This is a genomic window from Shinella sp. G-2 (assembly GCF_050172695.1).
In the GTDB taxonomy this organism is placed as follows: Bacteria; Pseudomonadota; Alphaproteobacteria; order Rhizobiales; family Rhizobiaceae; genus Shinella.
Map to the genome: position 1 here is coordinate 502,552 of NZ_JBBEYH010000003.1, position 17,977 is coordinate 520,528.

The window sequence follows — 17,977 nt, forward strand, 5'->3', positions numbered from 1 at the left end:
ACGGCTGCCAGTAGATGTCGAAAGACGCGCCGCTTACGTGTTGAAGCGGAAGTGGATGACGTCGCCGTCCTGCACCACATATTCCTTGCCTTCGTCGCGGCCCTTGCCGGCTTCCTTCGCGCCGACTTCGCCCTTGAAGGCGATATAGTCGTCATAGGCGATGGTGAAGGCGCGAATGAAGCCGCGCTCGAAATCCGTATGGATGACGCCGGCGGCCTGCGGGGCCTTGGTGCCGCGCACGATGGTCCAGGCGCGCGTTTCCTTGGGGCCGACGGTGAAGTAGGTGATGAGGTCGAGCAGGTGGTAGCCGGCGCGGATAAGCCGGTCGAGGCCGGCTTCCTCGAGGCCGAGTGCCGAGAGGAATTCCGCCGCTTCTTCCTCGGGAAGCTGGGCGACTTCCGATTCGATGGCCGCCGAGATGACGACGCATTCGGCGCCCTGTTCCTTCGCCATAGCGGCGACGGCCTCGGTGTGCGCATTGCCGGTGGAGGCGTCCGCCTCCGCGACGTTGCAGACGTAGAGAACCGGATGCGAGGTCAGGAGGTTGAGACCACGCAGCACGTCGATCTCTTCCGGTGCCAGCGTCTTCAGGAGAAGACGGGCAGGCTTGCCTTCGTTGAGGAGCTTGACCACGGCTTCCATGATCGGCAGCTGCGCGAGCGACTCCTTGTCCTTGCTGGCGGCGCGCTTGCGGGTCTGCTCGACACGACGCTCCAGGCTTTCGAGGTCGGCGAGCATCAGCTCGGTCTCGATGGTTTCGGCATCGGCGACCGGGTTGATGCGGCCTTCGACATGGGTGATGTCCGTGTCCTCGAAGCAGCGCAGCACGTGCACGACGGCATCGACTTCGCGGATATTGGCGAGGAACTTGTTGCCGAGGCCTTCGCCCTTGGACGCGCCGCGCACGAGGCCGGCGATGTCGACGAAGGAGATGCGCGTCGGGATGATTTCCTTCGAGCCGGCAATGCCGGCAAGCGCCTTCATGCGCGGGTCCGGCACGGCCACTTCGCCGGTGTTCGGCTCGATGGTGCAGAAGGGATAGTTCGCCGCCTGTGCGGCCGCCGTCTTGGTCAGCGCGTTGAAGAGGGTCGACTTGCCGACATTCGGCAGACCGACGATACCGCATTTGAAGCCCATGGGGGTGGTCCGTTCGTCCTGGAAAATTCGTTGCCACCGCTATGGGGGAAGGATGGGGCAGGGTCAAGGGCCTGCCGTCCGCCGGGCCTTGAAGTCGCCCTGCCTGCGGTGCACAATGGCCGCACACTGCTCGAAGCCGGCCATGAGGAGCTTCCCATGAGCAATGATGACACGACCCTGACCCCGAAGACCGCGACCAAGCCGAAGCTGGAGAGGCCGAAGCTCTACAAGGTCCTTCTCGTCAACGACGACTATACGCCGCGCGAATTCGTCGTGCTGGTGCTGAAAGCCGTTTTCCGCATGAGCGCGGAGACGAGCCAACGGGTGATGATGACCGCGCACAAGATGGGAACCTGTGTCGTCGTCATCTGTACCCGCGACATCGCCGAGACCAAGGCGAAGGAGGGGACGGAGCTTGCCAAGGAAGCGGGCTTCCCGTTGCTCTTCCAGACCGAACCGGAGGAATAGTTTCATCCGATATTAGCGGTTGCTGTTTATCCTGCCGCCATGGTTGAAGCGTCCACCTGGCACTATGCCGTCGCGTTCGTGCTCTTCGTTCTTCTCGGGGCCGTAGGGCATGTCGTGCGCGCCCTCTTCAACGTCTATCCCGACCGGCTGTCCGACAAGCCGCTGCTCGATCTTGCGATCAGCGATGGTTATGACTGGAGCGATCGGATCTTCGGCACGGAATATGACGATGCCGGCTACTATCGGCTCGATTCCTGGCACAATTTCCGCAATGCCTGCCTGTGGAGCGGCGTCGGCGGCGTTGCGGCTATGCTGTTTTCCGGTGAGGCCTCCGGCCTGGTCGCCTATGGCATCGATACGGGGCTCGCCTGGCTGTGGGACCTCTTCCTCTACCGGCTCCAGACGTTGCACTGGTTCTGATTTAATCGCCCTTGTCGCCGAAGAGCTTCTTCAGCATGTCGGCCATCGGGCCGGATGTCGGCAGCGCCTTCGGCTGGGCGTGGTTGCGGGCGGCGCGGATATGGGACTGGGCGGCCGGCTTCTTCGCCGGGGCCTTGTCTTCATCCGGCTTGCCGCCGGTGGCGAGCGCCAGCTTGTTCATGAGCTGCGAATCCTCGCCGCGCACCAGCATGGCGGCATTCAGGGCGAGTTCATCTAGCAGCGGGTCGAGCCAGGCATGGTCGGCCTTGGCGAAATCGCCGAGCACATGGTTCGTCACCAGTTCCTTGGCGCCAGGATGGCCGATGCCGAGACGCAGGCGGCGATAGTCCTTGCCGCAATGGGCATCCAGCGACTTGATGCCGTTGTGTCCGCCGTGACCGCCGGCGACCTTGATGCGTGCCTTGCCGGGGGCGAGGTCCAGTTCGTCATAGATCGCGACGATATCCTTCGGGGCGAGCTTGTAGAAGCGCATGGCCTCGCCGACGGATTCGCCCGACAGGTTCATGAAGGTCTGCGGCTTGACGAGCAGCACCTTGTCGCCGCCGAGTTCCCCTTCGGAGATCTCGGCCTTGAACTTCTTCGACCAGGGCGAGAACGGGTTCTTGCGGTGGATGGCGTCCAGCGCCATGAAACCGATATTGTGGCGGTTGCCCGCATATTTTGCGCCCGGATTGCCGAGCCCGGCGATGATCAGCATGGAATGGTCCGCCAAAAGGATGTGCTTGGCCTTCACCACCGCGAAAGCGGACGGAAGTCAACCGTCAGGGCTGTTTCTTCGCGTCGTTTTCCGCCGTGCGCGGGTTCTGCGGCAGGCCGTAGGCGGCGAAGATGCGGTCCTGCCCGCCATTGAGGATGAGCGTGTCCAGTTCCGCCTGAAGCCGTGCGACAGCCTCGGCCGGCGTGTTCGTGTTGCAGGCAAGGCCGTAGATCTGGCCGGACATCAGCATGGCCTTCTCCACCGGCTGACCCTGCTGCACCAGGCTTTCATAGGTCTTGATGGAGGTCGGCATCAGGTCCACACGGCCGGAAAGGAGCTTGCGGACGGAAAGATCGATGTCGGAGGCGAGGTCGATATCCGTGAAGCCGAGGTCTTCCAGTGCTTCGACGGCGAAGTCGCCGCGTTGCGAGCCGACCTTCATGGTGAGGGCTTCCTTCATGGTCGCCGGCCCCTTGCCGCCGTCCTTGCGTTTCAGCAGCACCATCTCGTCCTTCAGGAGCGGCGTGACCCAGACGAACTGGGCGGCGCGCTCGCGGTTGTAGCCGGTCGTGAAGACGCAGGTCTTCGGTTGGCTCTGCGCCATCGCGAAGGCGCGCGCCCAGGGCATGATCTCCATCGTGTAGTCGATGCCCGCCGCCTTGGCGATCGTCTCGATCTGCTCGACGCCGATGCCGGTGATCTTGCCGTCCTTCGTGAAGTTGAAGGGGGCGTATTCCTCCGTGACGAAATGCAGCGTTTCGGCGAGGGGGGCCGAAAGCGGGGCGAGCGACAGGCAAAGCGTCAGGAGCAGCGTCTTCATCGTCTCGTCCCCGGATCCTTTCAGGAGGCCGCCGCCCGGCGCGCGGGCATGTCGGGCATTGCGAATTCGTCGAGCTTTTCGAGCAGGGCGTCCAGCGGCAGCGGCCGGCTGAGCAGGTAGCCCTGGCCGAATTCGATGTTCATGGCCTGGAGGATATCCCATTGCTCCGAGGTCTCGATGCCTTCCGCCACCACGGCGCAGCCCATCTGGTGCGAGATGGTGCGGATGCCTTCGACCAGCATGCGGCTCTTGCGGCGCACGTCCGGCTGGTCGGAGGAGAGCGAGCGGGTGAAGGACTGGTCGACCTTGACGATATCGACCGGGAAGCGGTTGAGGTAGCTGAGCGAGGAGTAGCCCGTGCCGAAGTCGTCGAGCGCGATGCGGCAGCCGAGGTCGGAGAGCGCATCGAGGACCTCGCGCACCACGGGATTGTCCAGCATCAGCACGGCCTCGGTGATTTCGACGACGATGCGCGAGGGCGTGATGCCGTTTTCCAGAAGCAGCGCCGCCAGGCGGGAAGGCATTGCCGGCTCGAACTGCAGGGGCGAGAAATTGACGGCGAGATAGGTATCGGCGAGCCCGTCGAGCCTGGAGATGACCGCGAGATTGGCGATGGACTTCGACAGGATGCAATCGCCGATGCGGCCAATGGACCCGTTCTCCTCCGCGATGCCGACGATCTCGGCCGGCGGCAGGATGCCGCGCTCGGGATGATTGAGCCGCATCAGGGCTTCGAAACCGGCGACGCGCCCGTCCGCAAGGCTGACGATGGGCTGGAGATGGGCCGTGAACCAGTCTTCGCGCAGGCCCTGGTCGATGGACTGTTCGGTTTCCAGCCGCTTGCGGGCGATATCGACCATGTTGTTGTCGAAGATCTGCACGCCGTTCTTGCCGCCGCGCTTGCGGGCATACATGGCCATGTCGGATTTCTGCAGCAGGCAGGCGGCCGTGGAGGCATGATCCGGATAGACCGCGACGCCGATGCTGGCGCTGACATTCAGCTCCGCTCCGCCGACGATCAGCGGCGCGCGCAGGCTGGCGACGAGACGATCGCTGACATCGAGCGCAAGCTGGCGGCCGTTGGGCGCGGAGAGCAGGATGGCGAACTCGTCGCCGCCGAGCCGGGCGATGACGTCGCCGGCCCGCAGCTGCCGCCGAAGGCGCATGGCGACCTGGCAGAGCACGTCGTCGCCGGTGGCATGGCCGAGATTGTCGTTGATCCACTTGAAGCGGTCGAGGTCGACGAAGAGGCAGGCAAGGGGCTGGCCGAGCGTGTCGGCGTCGACGATCATCTCGTCCAGCACGGACTCGAAGCCCTGCCGGTTGAGAAGGCCGGTCAGGTGGTCGGTGATTGCCTGGCGATGGTTGCGGTTCTCGGCTTCCTTGAGATCGGTGACGTCGGTCATGACGGAGAGCGAAAGCGCCTGCCGGCCGCTGCTTTCCGCGACGCCGGTTTCGAGGATCAGGACGTCGATCACGCTGTCGTCGGCGCAGCGGAAGCGCACCGTGACCTCGCAGATGCCAGCTTCGGCGTCGTCGGCATGGCGCTTGCGATAGATCTCGCGCCAGTCTTCGGCGACGAAGTCGGTGAATTCCTGGCCGATGACCTGTTCGCGGCGATAGCCGGTCGCCGTCAGCCAGTAATCGCTGACGGCGGTGATGCGGTTTTCCGCATCGATGGAGAAGAGCATGGCCGGGGTGAGATTGTAGATATCCGTGGCGCGGGCATGGGCGAGCTTCAGCTCTCTCTCCTCGCGCTCCAGCTTGCTCTGCATCTCGTTGAAGTTATGGGCAAGAGCCCCCATTTCGTCGTTCGAGGTCCAGTCGACATGATGGCGCGAGCCGAGCCGTCGGGTTGCCTCGATGGCGGCTGTCAGGCGCATCAGCGGGCGGATGATGGTGATGCGGTTGCCGATGATGGCGGCGGTGAAGAGCGTGGCGACGGCGAAGAAGAAGATGGCGAAGATGCTCATCTCGTCCTTGGTGAAGCGCGAGAAGATGCCTTCCTTGCGCAGCCAGATTTCCGCCGTGCCGACCTTCTTGATGCCGTCGGACGCCTTGTGAAGGATATCGGTCTTGACGACGGCGCGCGCGTCCGCGGGATTGGGCTCGACAGCGGGCTTGCGGATATCGATGGCATCGGACGTATCGCGCACCCGCACATATCCGATATCGGCATCGGATTGAAGATCGGTCACGATCTGGTCGATGCTTTCCCTGTCGAAGTCCCACAGCGGCTTGCCGAGCGCCTGCACATTGGTCTTCAGCAGCACTTCCGTGTTCTGCAGGCGCTCGCGCGCGACGCGGTCGGAAGACAGGATGAGGAACAGGACGAAGAGCGGAGCAACGAAGACGAGCAGGGCGCCGATGACGATGGCGATGAAGCGGCTCTCAACCGAATGCACTTTCATGCCGGTTGCCCTTCTGCCTTTGCGCGAAGCCGTCCCATCATGCCCCTCTTTGGCTTTCGTCATTTTTGAGGTGCTTAGACTTTCACCAAAATCTTAAAGGTTGCTGAAATAACGACCCGGAAAAGTGCTGATAATTCAAACTTCCCGCAACGGTAGTGGCGGGGTCCGGACAAAGAAAAACCCCGCATCCGAGGGGAGGCGGGGTTTCCTTGAGTTCAGGCTTTGGCGAAGGCTTACTCGGAAGCTTCCGCTTCTTCCTTCACACCGCCGGCCGGAGCAGCGATCGTGGCGATCGTGAAGTCACGGTCGGTGATGACCGGGCTCGTGCCCTTCGGCAGGGTGATGTTCGAGATGTGGATGCCGTCGCCGACCTTGAGGCCGGTGAGGTCCGCCGTGATGAATTCCGGAATGTTGTCGGCCAGAGCGTGCAGCTCGACAGCATGACGAACGACGTTCAGGACGCCACCGATCTTGATGCCGGGAGCCTTGTCTTCGTTGACGAAGTGAACCGGAACTTCAACGACGACGTGGGTGTTGCCGGAGACGCGCAGGAAGTCGACATGCATCGTGAAGTCGCGGACCGGGTCCAGCTGGTAGTCCTTCGGCAGGACCTTGATCTTCTCGCCGTTGACGTCGATCGTTGCGACCGTCGTCTTGAAGCCGCCGGCGTGAATGCGCTGGGTTACTTCCTTGGTCGAGATGGCGATCGAGAGGGGGGCCTGCTTGTCGCCGTAGATAACTGCAGGAATAAGACCGTTGCGACGGAGTTCACGGGAGGACCCCTTACCAACCCGTTCGCGCGTTTCGGCCTTGAGCTCGTAGGTTTCGTGGCTCATAGCTTTACCTTTCAAGTGTAACTGGAGAGTTTGCCCCGGCGGAGAAGCTCCGGCCGCGTCAAACTTGAGGATTTCGTGAAAGCCTCATCCGCGTTGCCTCCAAGGGTGTCTACGCGGACGGGGGCTCGATAAACGAGAATGCCCGAAAATGCAAGGCCCGGAGCCGGATTGACACGCGGCCGCCGTGATTGGATGTTCTGCGCAATCGGTTCGGCATTGGAGGCCATGATGAGAAGACAGATCCTGATGGCCTCGGCCGCCCTTGCGCTGGTATCCGCAAGCCCCGCCAAAGCCCAGGAAATTTCCCCCACCGAGGCCGAAAGCATCCAGCAGCGCCTGACGCGTTACCTGCCGCAGGAGATGATCGACGCCGGCCTCGTCACCGTCAAGGCCGCGACCTCCTTCTACGAATTGCGCTTCAATCCCGCGGTTCTGATGGAGAAGTCGAAGACCGGTGCGGTGAAGATCGACGGGCTGAAACCGGTGATGGCCTATCTGCGGCCGACGCCGGAGGGCACCTACCGTATCGAGGCGAACGACAGCTTCGACATCAAGGGTGATGTCGACATTGCCGATGGCAAGAACTCCTTCACCTATGTCATCGATTCGATGAAACTCGATGGCATCTACGATCCCGAAATCCTCTATTTCACCTCCGCCGACTGGACGACGAAGCGGCTTTCCTTTTCCAGCACATCGCCGAAGGAAAGCGTGACAGCGAGCTTCGGCGAGACGGCGATGCGCATCGCGGCCGAGAAGAAGAGCGCCGAAACGCTCGACATTTCCTCGACCGGCGTGATGAAGGCCTTCGCGGAGACGATCACCGGAGGCCCGTCCGGCAGGGTGGATATCGGCGCGGATGTCGTGGACATCGATGTCAGCATGGACGGCGCGCGCTACAAGGTCATGCAGAACCTCGTCTTCTTCGTGCTCGACAACATGCGCAAGGACAAGCTCGACGCGGCGGATGCAACGCGAGTCAAGGACATGCTGCGCGCCGTCCTGCCGGTCTTCGACAACCTGACCGAGACGATCCGTGCCTCGAATGTGACTGTCGGTACGGAGCAGGGTACATTCGGTGCCGATGCCGTCACCTACGATATCGCCATGAGCGGTATTGCCCATTCCACGCGCTTGGGTTTCGGTTTGGGTGTGGAAAAGCCGAAGCCACCGACCGGTGTGTTGCCGGCCGCCTTCGAGGGCGCGCTGCCGGAGCGGGCGACCTTCAAGGTGGCAGTGGCCAATCTCGATCTTGCCGGGGCTGTCACCTATCTCATCGACCATGCCGATTTCACGAAGCCTGAGCCTCTGACCGAGGAACAGAACAAGGAGATCGGTCGCATCGTGTTTCCGGGCGGCGCTATGACCGTGGAATTCGAGGACGTTTCGGCTGTCTCGCCGATCTATGACCTGCACCTGGCCGGCAAGATGCAGGTCTATCCCGATGACAAGGATCGCCACAGCGCCGACATGACGCTGACCATGCGCAATTTCGACAAGACGGTTGCCTATCTCCAGCAGAACGCAGCCACGGTGCCGGAATTCGGCCAGGCCGCCTTCGGCCTCCTGATGATGAAGGGCCTTGCCCGTGACGCAGGCGGTGGTGCGCAGGCTTGGGACGTCACGGTCGGTGAAGACGGCAAAGTGCTCATCAACGGCCGTCCGTTGCCGTTCCAGCCGTAAGCCTCAAGCCCTGAGCCGGGCGACGACGCGGGACAGCGCCAGCATTAGGCCGCCCGCGATCAGCCCCCAGAAGGCGCCGGAAATGCCGGCGAAGGAAACGCCGGAGGCGGTGACGAGGAAGGTCACCGCCGCGGCCTCGCGGCCGTCCGCCTCCTTGAAGGCGTTGAGGGCCGAATTGGCAAAGGCGCTGATCAGCGCGAGGCCGGCGACGGCCTGGATCAGGACCGGCGGAGCGAGGCTGACGAAGGCTGTGACCGCACCGGCGGCAAGGCCGAAGATCACATAGAAGACGCCGGCATTGATGGCGGCCCAGTAGCGCTTTGCCGGGTCGGGATGTGCATCGCTGCCCGCGCACATGGCGGCGGTGATGGCTGCAAGGTTCACCGCATGACCGCCGAAAGGCGCTGATAGCAGCGAGAAAAGGCCGGTGACCGCGAAGAGCGGGCCGGGATTGGGCTCGTATTGGTTGACCTTCAGCACGGCGATACCGGGAATGTTCTGCGAAGCCATGGTGACGATGAAGAGCGGCAGCGCGATACCGATGAGGCCGGCGAGGGTGAAGGCAGGCGTAACGAATTCGGGCTTCGGCAGCAACGTTTCGGCAAGGCCGGCGAGCGCACCGTCCGGAATGTCGACGCCGAACGCGAGCACGGCGACGAAGGCGGCAAGGGCGGCCGGCACCGCATAGAGCCTGTTGATGCTGCCGACGACGACCCAGGCGAGCGCGATCGGCAGGCCGAGCAGCGGATTGAAGGCGATGGCCTTGACGGGCGCAAAGCAGAGGCCGATCAGCACGCCTGCCAGCATGGCATTGGCGAGCGTCGCCGGAATGGCTGCGACCATGCGGCCGAGCGGCTTCCACAGGCCCGCGACGACGATCAGCGCCGCGCAGACGAGAAACCCGCCGACGGCCGTCGCAAAGCCGCCTTCGACCGCGCCGGAGCTTGCCAGCAGCGCGGCGCCCGGCGTCGACCAGGCGATGGAAACGGGAAGGCGCGTCGCGATGCTCAGCACGATGGCGCAAAGGCCCATCGAGACTGAAAGGGCCATCAGGCCGGAAGCGGCCTGCGCTTCCGTCGCGCCGACGCCGGTCAGGCCGTGCAGCACGACCGCGAAGGAACTGGCAAAGCCGACGAAGGCGGTGAGCAGGCCCATGAACAGGGCTTGAGCGGAAAAATCACGAAGCATGGCGGGATCGATACTGAAAAGGGATAAGCACTGGTAACAGGCGGCAGGCGGCTTGGAAACAGGCTTGTCGCGCCAACGAAAAACCCCGCCGTTTGCGCGGCGGGGTCTGATGGACAGGCTATCGACCGGTCAGTAATTGGTCGGGCATTCGCCGGGCCGCACGACACGGTAGCCGGCGACACCCGCCGAGCAGGAATTGCCGAAGGTCTTCAGGTCGCGGCCGCGCTGGCCGCAGACCGGATTGTATTCCATCGTGCAGACGCGCTGACCGTCATTGCCCTGGTCGCGGTCGCGCCAGTCCGGCCGCTCGCGATCCCGGTTACGGTCACGCCAATCCGGGCGGTCGCGATCCTGGTCGTCGCCCCAGCCGCTGTCGGGACGGCGGACCTGGCACTCGCCGCGACCGATGATGTCGTAGCCGCTGTTGCGGGCTTCGCAGGCATTGGCGAAGGTCTGGCGGTCACGGCCGTTCGCGCCGCAGACCGGTGCATATTCGCGCGTGCAGGCGCGGCCTTCGTCCGGCCGCGGATCCGGCCGGCCGCCCTGGCGGCATTCGCCGCGACCGACGACGCGGTAGCCGCTCGAGCGCGCTTCGCAGGTGTTGGCGAAGGTCTGGAGATCATTGCCGCGCGCGCCGCACACCGGCATGTATTCCATGGTGCAAGCCTGCGGTCCTGGGTGATATCCGCCGCCGCCTTCATCGACTTCCACCGAGCAGGCCGCAAGCGTGCCGGCGGCAAGAAGGATGGCTATGCGTCCCGCCAGCCGGCGAATGAAAGGCGACGTCGATATCATGGATCCCTCCTGGTGAATCTTCCCGGACCGTAACGTAAAATTGATGCGCCCGATATTGGGGCGCGCGCAAAAAGCGGGGGATGGTAAAAAACGAAAAACCTGCGCAACCGGGGCCGGCGCGCAGGTTTTAAAAGGCCGTCGTTGTCGATCAGTCGAAGAGGCTGGAAACTGACTCTTCCGCGCTGGTGCGGTTGATCGCCTCGCCGAGCAGGTTGGCGGTCGAGATGACGCGGATGTTGTGTGCGGACTGCACCGCCGTGGTCGGCTGGATCGAGTCGGTGATCACAAGCTCCTTGAGCTTGGAGGAGGTGACACGGGCAACCGCGCCGCCGGAGAGCACGCCGTGCGTGATATAGGCGGTAACGCTGGTCGCGCCGTTCTTCAGCAGGGCTTCGGCAGCGTTGCAGAGCGTGCCGCCCGAATCGACGATGTCGTCGATGAGCAGGCAGTCCTTGCCGGAGACGTCGCCGATGACGTTCATGACTTCGGATTCGCCCGGACGGTCGCGGCGCTTGTCGACGATGGCGAGCAGACAGTCGAGCCGCTTGGCCAGCGCGCGGGCACGGACCACGCCGCCGACGTCGGGCGAGACGACCATGACGTTTTCAAGATTGTAGTTTTCCTTCACGTCGCGCGCGAGGATCGGCACGGCGTAGAGGTTGTCGGTCGGAATGTCGAAGAAGCCCTGGATCTGGCCGGCATGCAGGTCCAGCGTCATCACGCGGTCGGCGCCGGCTTCGGTGATGAGGTTGGCGACGAGCTTTGCCGAGATCGGCGTGCGCGGACCGGGTTTGCGGTCCTGGCGGGCATAGCCGAAATAGGGGATCACGGCCGTGATGCGGCGTGCCGACGAGCGGCGCATCGCGTCGATCATGATCAGCATTTCCATCAGGTGGTCATTGGTCGGGAACGACGTCGACTGCACGACAAAAACGTCCTCGCCGCGCACGTTTTCCTGGATTTCAACGAAGATTTCCTGGTCTGCGAAGCGTCTGACCGTGGCCCGGCCGAGCGGAACATTCAGATAATTGCAGATCGCTTCGGCGAGGAGCCGGTTCGAGTTGCCCGCGAAAACCTTCATCTATGGTCCGCCTGTTATTATGCTGATGGAGGGGGCTTTAAGCGGCTAAATCCGCGAATGCAAGGGCCTTGCCCCGGCGGAAAAGCGATTCTTCGCATTTCGCTGTGATTTACGCTTTCGCAGGGCTTAACCGCGCGAAGCGTCGCGCCAGTCGAGATACTGGCGGATGGTCTTCTGGGCAATGGCTTCCATCGTGCGCGCCGGCACGACCGTCCACGGGTCCGATGCCGTGCCGGAGACAGTTTCCTGGCCCTGGATGCGGTGCAGCCGCGCGCCGCTGCCGTCGAGCACATCCCAGACATAGACGACGGTGGTCTTGCCGTTGTCGTTCATCGCCGAGAAGTAGCCCTTCAGGATGTATTTCGTGGAATTGTCCGAGGCGCTGCGGATCGTCAGGCCGCTGGAGCGGGCCTCCGCGCCGAGCCGCTTGGAGAGCGGCGTGACGGCCTCGACCGGCGCGCCGATGATCGGCAGGAACCGGACCGTGTCGTCGGCCTCGGCGCTGGCGCGCGGCAGCGCGGCGACTTCTTCGGCGCCTTCCGAGGTTTCCGCGGCGAGCGAACGCTGCGCCGTCGTGCGGGCTAGCTCGACGTCCGACTGGTTCGTGCGGCGATTGCGGGCGAGAGCATCGGCCTGGCCCTGCAGCGTGCCGGCCGTGTCCTCGCCGGTCGAGACGCCCGACGCGGTGAAGGCGGTCTGCTGCGTGGCGGTCGCAACGGGCATGGTGGTGACAGGGGCGGTCTCGGCGCTCATCTGGTCGAGATCGTTCTGGGTGACGGGCGGCGAATTGAAGCCGTTGCCGACATCGGCGCGGGGTGTGAGCGCGTCGGTGCTGCTGCAACCGGCAAGCGTGGCAATGAGGCCGATCAGTGCCAGCCGCTTCATCCGCTCGTGCATGGTCTCGTCGTCCGTGTCCCTGGAAGGCTTGCGCCTTCTGCGTTCCCCATAACGATTTATGGGTTTGGCTCCCGGCCCTGTCAATCGCAGGATCTTGCAGGGCCTGCGGTCGGTCCCGTCAGATCTCGATGAAATCGAGCCCGTAGCGCGACAGCGCCTTCGGCGTGTCGGTGGTGATGAGATAGGTCTGGCCGAGCGTCATGGCCGTGCCGGTATCGGAATCGAGGATGATCGTGTGCACGAAGAGCGACATGTTCGGCTCGATCTCCTGCGGATTGCCGAGCAGGAACATCTGCGGGTCCATCCAGGAGGGGGCAAAGCGGGCGCCGACGGAATAACCGCAGGTGTTCAACCGGTGGCGGGCAAGGCCACGCTCGTCGAGGATGCGGGCGAAGGTCTCGAACACGGTGCCGAAGGTATTGCCGGGACGCAGCACCATCTCCATCGCCTGCATCGTCTCGCGGCAGGCGCTGTAGAGTTCGCGGTGTCGGGCGCTCGGCTCGCCGATGACGGCGGTGCGCATCATCGGCGCATGGTAACGCGCGCTGACGCCGGCCCATTGCAGGCTGATCTGGTCCTGTGCGTCCAGCCGTCGGCGGCCGGATTTCGAGCGGCAGAGCAATGCGTCGTCGCCCGAACCGATGACGAATTCGTTGGCCGCATAATCGCCGCCGCCGGCCAGAACGGCGTTCTGCAGCGCCGCCAGGATGGCGGCCTCGTCGCCGCCGGGCACGATGAGAGGCAGGGCGGCTGCGAGGGCGTCGTCGGAAAGCGCCGCGGCGCGCTCGACATAGGCGACCTCGGCCGGGCTCTTGATGAGGCGAAGGCGGCTGACAAGGGCGGAGGCGTCGATGATCTCGCCGAAGCTCTGAAGCTGGTTGTCGACGAGGCGGGCATTACGGCCGGTCAGGCCATGCGTGTCGTATTCCACCCCGATGCGGCAGCCGAGCAGGTCGAGATCGGAGAGAAGGTTCTTCAGATCCATCGTCGGGTCCGCGTTCACGCGGTCCACCCAGATTTCGATCTTTTCGATGTTGGAGGTGCGGCGCGCCTGACGCAGATCCGCCGAGCGCGTCAGCAGCACCATTTCGCCGTTCGCCTTCACGACGAGCGTCTGGAAGAAGAAATAGCCGAAGGTGTCGTAGCCGGTCAGCCAGTACATGCTCTCCTGCGCGAAGAGCAGCATGGCGTCGAGCTTCTGCTCGCGCATGCGGGCGGTGAGGCGCTGGAGGCGGTTGGCGTATTCCTCGGTGTCGAAGTGAAGTGCCATTGTGGTGTCTCCCTCGTCTTCGTCGGGTGTCTGAATCTGGTGCGGGCTTCAGGCCGTGATCATGATCGCGGAAATCTGCCGCCCGTAATCGGGTTCCTGCCGGTGGGTGGTGCGCCGGTAGGAGAAGAAACGGTCCTCGTCGGGATAGGTGCACAGGTCGAGGTTTTCGGCCGTCACCCCGGCATCCCTCAGGCGCTGCGTCGTCAGGCCCGGCAGATCGAACATGGCGTGATCGGCCTTTGACGACGGCGTGAAATAGCGCTGATAGGCCTTGTCCACCGCCAGGAAGCGCTCAATGAATTCGGGCCCGACCTCATAGTTCCGCCGGCTGATCGACGGACCGAGGCAGGCAAGGATGTTCTCGCGCTTCGCGCCGAGCGTCTCCATGGCCGCGATGGTGTTTTCCAGCACGCCGTAGAGCGCGCCCTTCCAGCCCGCATGGGCGGCGCCAACGACGCGCGCCTCGGGGTCGCAAAAGAGGATCGGGCCGCAATCGGCGGCCAGCACGCCGAGCACGACGCCGGGCGTGGCGCTGACGAGCGCATCGGCCTCGGGGCGTGCACCGTCATAGCGCTCGTCGACCACGACCACATCGGGTGAATGGACCTGATGCACGGTGGCAAGCTTTTCCGGCGCGGCGGCAAACCAGCGGGCGACGCGGGCCCTGTTCTCGTGCACGTTCTCCCTAGCGTCCTTCGAGCCGAGGCCGACATTGAGGCCGCGATAGATGCCTTCGGAAACACCGCCGGCACGCGTGAAGAAGCCGTGGCGCGCCGCCTTTCCGGCGCGTTCGGCCAGAAGCGGGCTTTCGATGGGGGCGGGAAGCGCTTGGTCCTTCATGGTCTCTCGGCTGGGCTTGTGTACGGGCCGCCAGGCAAGGATTTCGGCCAGGCATTCGGGGTGCAAATCGGGCCGGATGTTGTCCGGCCTTGGCCGATGTGTCAATCGGGCTGACGGAACGGAAAGAGCGCGAGCGGCGCGCTGCCGACCGCCAACACTTTGAAAAGATCGCCCATTTTTCCTGCGCCGGAGCCAGCGAGACGGTCGACATCGGCAAGGATCGACTGCTGCGTTGCCGCGTCGCGGTGACGGCCGAGGGCGGAGGCGCGCTCGCCGATGCCGAGCCCGACGAGGAAATCGCCCTGGTGCAGCATGCCGTGGATGTGAAGACCCGCGGCGGCGGCCGCGCCCGCAAGACGTTCGAAGTCCACATGGCTCGTGAGGTCCGCGTCGCCCGGATGGGCGAGCGGCGGGTCGAAATCGTGTTTGAGCACGGCCTGCAGCGTATCGCCGAAGCCGGTGACGAAATGGCCGTAGTCGATGATGACGGCCGTGCCGCCGAAGTCGGCGATGCGCGCACCGATCGTCGCCATCACTGCTTCGCGGGCCGGGGCGATCTCGAAGATCGTGCCGTTGGTGACGGATTTGTGGCTCTCCGGCAGGAGGGCCGGATCGATGCCGGCGACGCCGGCGGCAAAGGTCAGTTCGTCCTCGGCATCGAGGCCCACCATGCGCTCGCGGAAGCCGGAGGATGTCTTGACGAACTGACGGATCGGGATGGCGTCGAAGAGTTCGTTGGCCGCAAGCAGTACGAAGCCGTCGGGCAGTTCCTCGAAACTGTCGTGCCAGGTCACGCGGGGCGCCTGCGTGCCGAGCGTTTCATGCTGGATCGCGCGCAGCTTGGGGCTCGTCTCGATGAGATGGAAGGTCGCGCTCTCGTAAAGCTGCGGAGCGAGCCTGGCGATGACACGCAGCATGTCTGCCATCATCGTGCCGCGGCCGGGGCCGATCTCGGCGATGCGCACGTCCTGCGGTCCGCCATGTCTCTGCCAGGCATGAACGAGGAAGATGCCGAGCATTTCGCCGAAGAGCTGACTGACTTCCGGCGCCGTGACGAAATCGCCGGCCGTGCCGAAGGGGTCGCGGGTGCGGTAGTAGCCGTGCTCGGGATCGGCAAGGCACAGGGCGAAATAGTCTGTGACACTGATCGGGCCGTTGGTGCGGATCAGTGCCTTGATCTTGCGGGCGAGAGGTGTCGGCATGGCGGCTTCCGCTCAGGCGCTGGCCGGCGCGGCGGCGCGCGCGCGAAAGATCGCCCAGAGGCCGAGGGCAAGCATCGGCAGCGACAGCAGCATGCCCATGGTCAGCCAGCCGCCAAGGAGATAGCCGAGCTGCGGGTCCGGTTCGCGGAAGAACTCCACGGTGATGCGCGAGAGCGCGTAACCCGTGACGAAGAGACCGCTGACAAGGCCGGGGCGCTTCAGCGCGCCGAAGCCATAGATGGCGATGGCCAGGACGGTGAGAAGAACCACGCCTTCGAGGCCGGCTTCGTAGAGTTGGCTCGGATGGCGGGCGAAGGGGCCGGCCTCCGGGAAGATCACTGCCCAGGGCGCATCGGAGAGACGGCCCCAGAGCTCGCCGTTGACGAAGTTGGCGATGCGGCCGAAGAACAGGCCGATCGGCACGACGGCGGCGACGATGTCGAACAGGCTCCAGACGGCGATACCGTTGCGGCGCGCGAAGAGGAGCATGGCGAGCGTCGTGCCGGCTAGGCCGCCATGGAAGGACATGCCGCCGTTCCAGACCTGGATGGCGCGCAGCGGGTCGGCTGCGACATTGGGAAAATCGTAGAACAGGATATAGCCGACGCGTCCGCCGAGAATGATGCCGACGGCGGCCCAGACGAGGAAGTCGTCGAGCTGCACGCGGCTCATCGGTGCATCGCCTGCCCAAAGTCGCGGCGTCTCGATCAGCCGGCGCGCATAGATCCAGCCCAGCATGATGCCGACGACATAGGCGATGCCGTACCAGTGCACGGCGACCGGGCCGATGGAGAAGGCGATCGGATCGATCTCGGGATAGGGCATGATGGCGAAAAGCTGGGCAATGGGCGTCAAGGCAGAAGGCTTCCTGTTTTGCGCGGAAGATGGCGGCGCCATGGGGCAGGGTCAAGGCGATAAATCGTGATCGCGGAGGACGCGACGGCCGAACTGGCGGCGATCCACCGGAATCCGCTTGCAAGCGGCGGTCCAAGACCCTACCTCAAGGGCAGGATACGGGCGGCAGCGCCCGCCAGGACCATCGACACCTCAGGGAGTGAACCATGACCACCGGTGCGAACCGCATTCTCGACGATTTCGCCAAGCTGATGACCGATGCCGCCGGTGCCGCCCAGGGCGTGCGCAAGGAGGCCGAGACGGTGTTCCGCGCCCAGGCCGAGCGTTTCATGAACGGCATGGACCTCGTCAAGCGCGAGGAATTCGAGGCCGTGCGCGAAATGGCGATCAAGGCGCGCGACGAAAACGACGCCCTGCTGAAGCGCATCGAAGCGCTCGAAGCCCGGCTCAACGCGGGCGGCTGAGCCGTTTCGACACAGGTTTTTACCGACAGGACTCGGTTGGCGTGATTCACATCGCGCCAACCGTTTTTTTTAATAAATTTTTTACCCCTGTGGACACTTCCGAAAAGCCCTTTGTGCAGAGTCCCTTAAGCGCCCGACCTGAATCTTTTTGACAGGCTCTGTCCACAACCGGGCGGAGAAAATGGAAAGGCGGGGGCTGGCGTCGTGACTCCGCCGTTATACACTGATTTTAAATGATGATTCGAGATGGGCAGCGCAAGCTTCGGGCAGGGTAAGTCGTCCAGACTGCATGCGGTGCCGAGCAATCATTCAGTGTTGTATCCGGAGTTTGGTTTGCCGCGTCGCGTGTGTGAGCGCGATGACGCATGCCTGCCGGCCTTGAAGGTGATGCATGAGCCTTATGGAATTGGATATCGGGCGTCAGTCCAACCCGGTCGACATGATCGAGTTCGTCGCGGCCAACAATGACTGGTCGTTCGAGCGGTCGGGCGAAGACGAAATCGCCATGACGGTCGAAGGCAAGTGGACGGACTACCACGTCTCCTTCTCCTGGATGGAAGAGTTCGAGGCGTTGCATCTCGCCTGCGCCTTCGACATCAAGGTTCCCGAAAACCGCGTCAACGAAGTCCACTGCCTGCTGTCGCATGTGAACGGCCAGGTGCTCATGGGCCATTTCGACCTGTGGCGCCGCGAGGATGTCGTGATCTTCCGCCAGTCTCTGCTTCTGGCCGGCGGGGCCGAGCCCACCAACCGGCAGGTCGAGGTGCTGCTGTCGAGCGCGCTCGAATCCTGCGAAGCCTATTTCCAGGCCTTCCAGTTCGTCGTCTGGTCCGGCATGGACGCCCAGTCCGCCGTCGATGCGGTGCTCTTCGAAACGGTCGGAGAAGCATGA

At 63.9% G+C, this 17,977-nt stretch carries 18 protein-coding genes; 5 read left to right on the forward strand and 13 right to left on the reverse strand.

Going from position 1 to position 17,977, the window contains the following annotated elements:
* Positions 1 to 33 precede the first annotated feature (33 nt).
* Positions 34 to 1,137 carry a redox-regulated ATPase YchF gene (gene ychF / locus V8U06_RS08930; protein ID WP_226918249.1) on the reverse strand — a complete coding sequence of 368 codons (1,104 nt, stop codon included), beginning with the start codon at positions 1,135 to 1,137 and terminating at the stop codon, positions 34 to 36.
* A 156-nt stretch (positions 1,138 to 1,293) separates the two neighbouring features.
* Between ychF and clpS the strand changes: the two genes are divergently transcribed.
* On the forward strand, positions 1,294 to 1,605 hold the full coding sequence (clpS, locus tag V8U06_RS08935) for an ATP-dependent Clp protease adapter ClpS (protein WP_427140343.1): 312 nt from the start codon (positions 1,294 to 1,296) through the stop codon (positions 1,603 to 1,605).
* 39 nt (positions 1,606 to 1,644) lie between these two features.
* Positions 1,645 to 2,025, forward strand: a complete 381-nt coding sequence (locus tag V8U06_RS08940; RefSeq protein ID WP_427140344.1) for a hypothetical protein — start codon at positions 1,645 to 1,647, stop codon at positions 2,023 to 2,025.
* Between the two features lies 1 nt (position 2,026).
* On the opposite strand, the gene pth is transcribed toward V8U06_RS08940, so the two are convergent.
* The 4 genes from pth to V8U06_RS08960 all read right to left on the reverse strand — a co-directional run bounded on the left by pth (position 2,027) and on the right by V8U06_RS08960 (position 6,810).
* On the reverse strand, positions 2,027 to 2,743 hold the full coding sequence (pth, locus tag V8U06_RS08945) for an aminoacyl-tRNA hydrolase (protein ID WP_427140345.1): 717 nt from the start codon (positions 2,741 to 2,743) through the stop codon (positions 2,027 to 2,029).
* A gap of 64 nt (positions 2,744 to 2,807) precedes the next feature.
* Positions 2,808 to 3,563, reverse strand: coding sequence for a substrate-binding periplasmic protein (locus tag V8U06_RS08950; RefSeq protein WP_427140346.1), 756 nt, complete (start codon positions 3,561 to 3,563; stop codon positions 2,808 to 2,810).
* Positions 3,564 to 3,583: 20 nt separating this feature from the next.
* Entirely contained in the window at positions 3,584 to 5,974 is a 2,391-nt protein-coding gene (locus V8U06_RS08955) for an EAL domain-containing protein (protein ID WP_427140347.1), read from the reverse strand.
* A gap of 233 nt (positions 5,975 to 6,207) precedes the next feature.
* Positions 6,208 to 6,810 (reverse strand): 50S ribosomal protein L25/general stress protein Ctc, encoded by a 603-nt coding sequence (locus V8U06_RS08960; RefSeq protein ID WP_226918255.1) that lies wholly within the window; start codon positions 6,808 to 6,810, stop codon positions 6,208 to 6,210.
* 228 nt (positions 6,811 to 7,038) lie between these two features.
* On the opposite strand from V8U06_RS08960, the gene V8U06_RS08965 reads away from it, so the two are divergent.
* Positions 7,039 to 8,493 carry a hypothetical protein gene (locus V8U06_RS08965; RefSeq protein WP_427140348.1) on the forward strand — a complete coding sequence of 485 codons (1,455 nt, stop codon included), beginning with the start codon at positions 7,039 to 7,041 and terminating at the stop codon, positions 8,491 to 8,493.
* A gap of 3 nt (positions 8,494 to 8,496) precedes the next feature.
* On the opposite strand, the gene V8U06_RS08970 is transcribed toward V8U06_RS08965, so the two are convergent.
* From V8U06_RS08970 to lgt, 8 genes are all read right to left on the reverse strand, one after another.
* A complete protein-coding gene (locus V8U06_RS08970) occupies positions 8,497 to 9,681 on the reverse strand; it encodes a benzoate/H(+) symporter BenE family transporter (RefSeq protein WP_427140349.1) in 1,185 nt (394 codons plus the stop codon).
* Positions 9,682 to 9,810: 129 nt separating this feature from the next.
* Positions 9,811 to 10,476, reverse strand: a complete 666-nt coding sequence (locus V8U06_RS08975) for a Kazal-type serine protease inhibitor family protein (RefSeq protein ID WP_427140350.1) — start codon at positions 10,474 to 10,476, stop codon at positions 9,811 to 9,813.
* Between the two features lie 148 nt (positions 10,477 to 10,624).
* On the reverse strand, positions 10,625 to 11,557 hold the full coding sequence (locus V8U06_RS08980; protein WP_427140351.1) for a ribose-phosphate pyrophosphokinase: 933 nt from the start codon (positions 11,555 to 11,557) through the stop codon (positions 10,625 to 10,627).
* 126 nt (positions 11,558 to 11,683) lie between these two features.
* Positions 11,684 to 12,454, reverse strand: a complete 771-nt coding sequence (locus V8U06_RS08985; RefSeq protein WP_226918260.1) for a hypothetical protein — start codon at positions 12,452 to 12,454, stop codon at positions 11,684 to 11,686.
* 118 nt (positions 12,455 to 12,572) lie between these two features.
* Positions 12,573 to 13,724, reverse strand: coding sequence for a M24 family metallopeptidase (locus V8U06_RS08990; RefSeq protein WP_427140352.1), 1,152 nt, complete (start codon positions 13,722 to 13,724; stop codon positions 12,573 to 12,575).
* A 48-nt stretch (positions 13,725 to 13,772) separates the two neighbouring features.
* Positions 13,773 to 14,564: a peptidoglycan editing factor PgeF gene (gene pgeF / locus V8U06_RS08995; RefSeq protein WP_427140353.1), complete on the reverse strand. Its 792-nt coding sequence runs from the start codon at positions 14,562 to 14,564 to the stop codon at positions 13,773 to 13,775.
* Positions 14,565 to 14,665: 101 nt separating this feature from the next.
* Positions 14,666 to 15,766, reverse strand: a complete 1,101-nt coding sequence (locus tag V8U06_RS09000) for a class I SAM-dependent methyltransferase (RefSeq protein WP_427140354.1) — start codon at positions 15,764 to 15,766, stop codon at positions 14,666 to 14,668.
* Between the two features lie 12 nt (positions 15,767 to 15,778).
* Positions 15,779 to 16,591, reverse strand: a complete 813-nt coding sequence (lgt, locus tag V8U06_RS09005; protein ID WP_427140368.1) for a prolipoprotein diacylglyceryl transferase — start codon at positions 16,589 to 16,591, stop codon at positions 15,779 to 15,781.
* A 236-nt stretch (positions 16,592 to 16,827) separates the two neighbouring features.
* On the opposite strand from lgt, the gene V8U06_RS09010 reads away from it, so the two are divergent.
* Positions 16,828 to 17,085: an accessory factor UbiK family protein gene (locus V8U06_RS09010; protein ID WP_226918265.1), complete on the forward strand. Its 258-nt coding sequence runs from the start codon at positions 16,828 to 16,830 to the stop codon at positions 17,083 to 17,085.
* 391 nt (positions 17,086 to 17,476) lie between these two features.
* Positions 17,477 to 17,977 carry a YbjN domain-containing protein gene (locus tag V8U06_RS09015; protein WP_226918266.1) on the forward strand — a complete coding sequence of 167 codons (501 nt, stop codon included), beginning with the start codon at positions 17,477 to 17,479 and terminating at the stop codon, positions 17,975 to 17,977.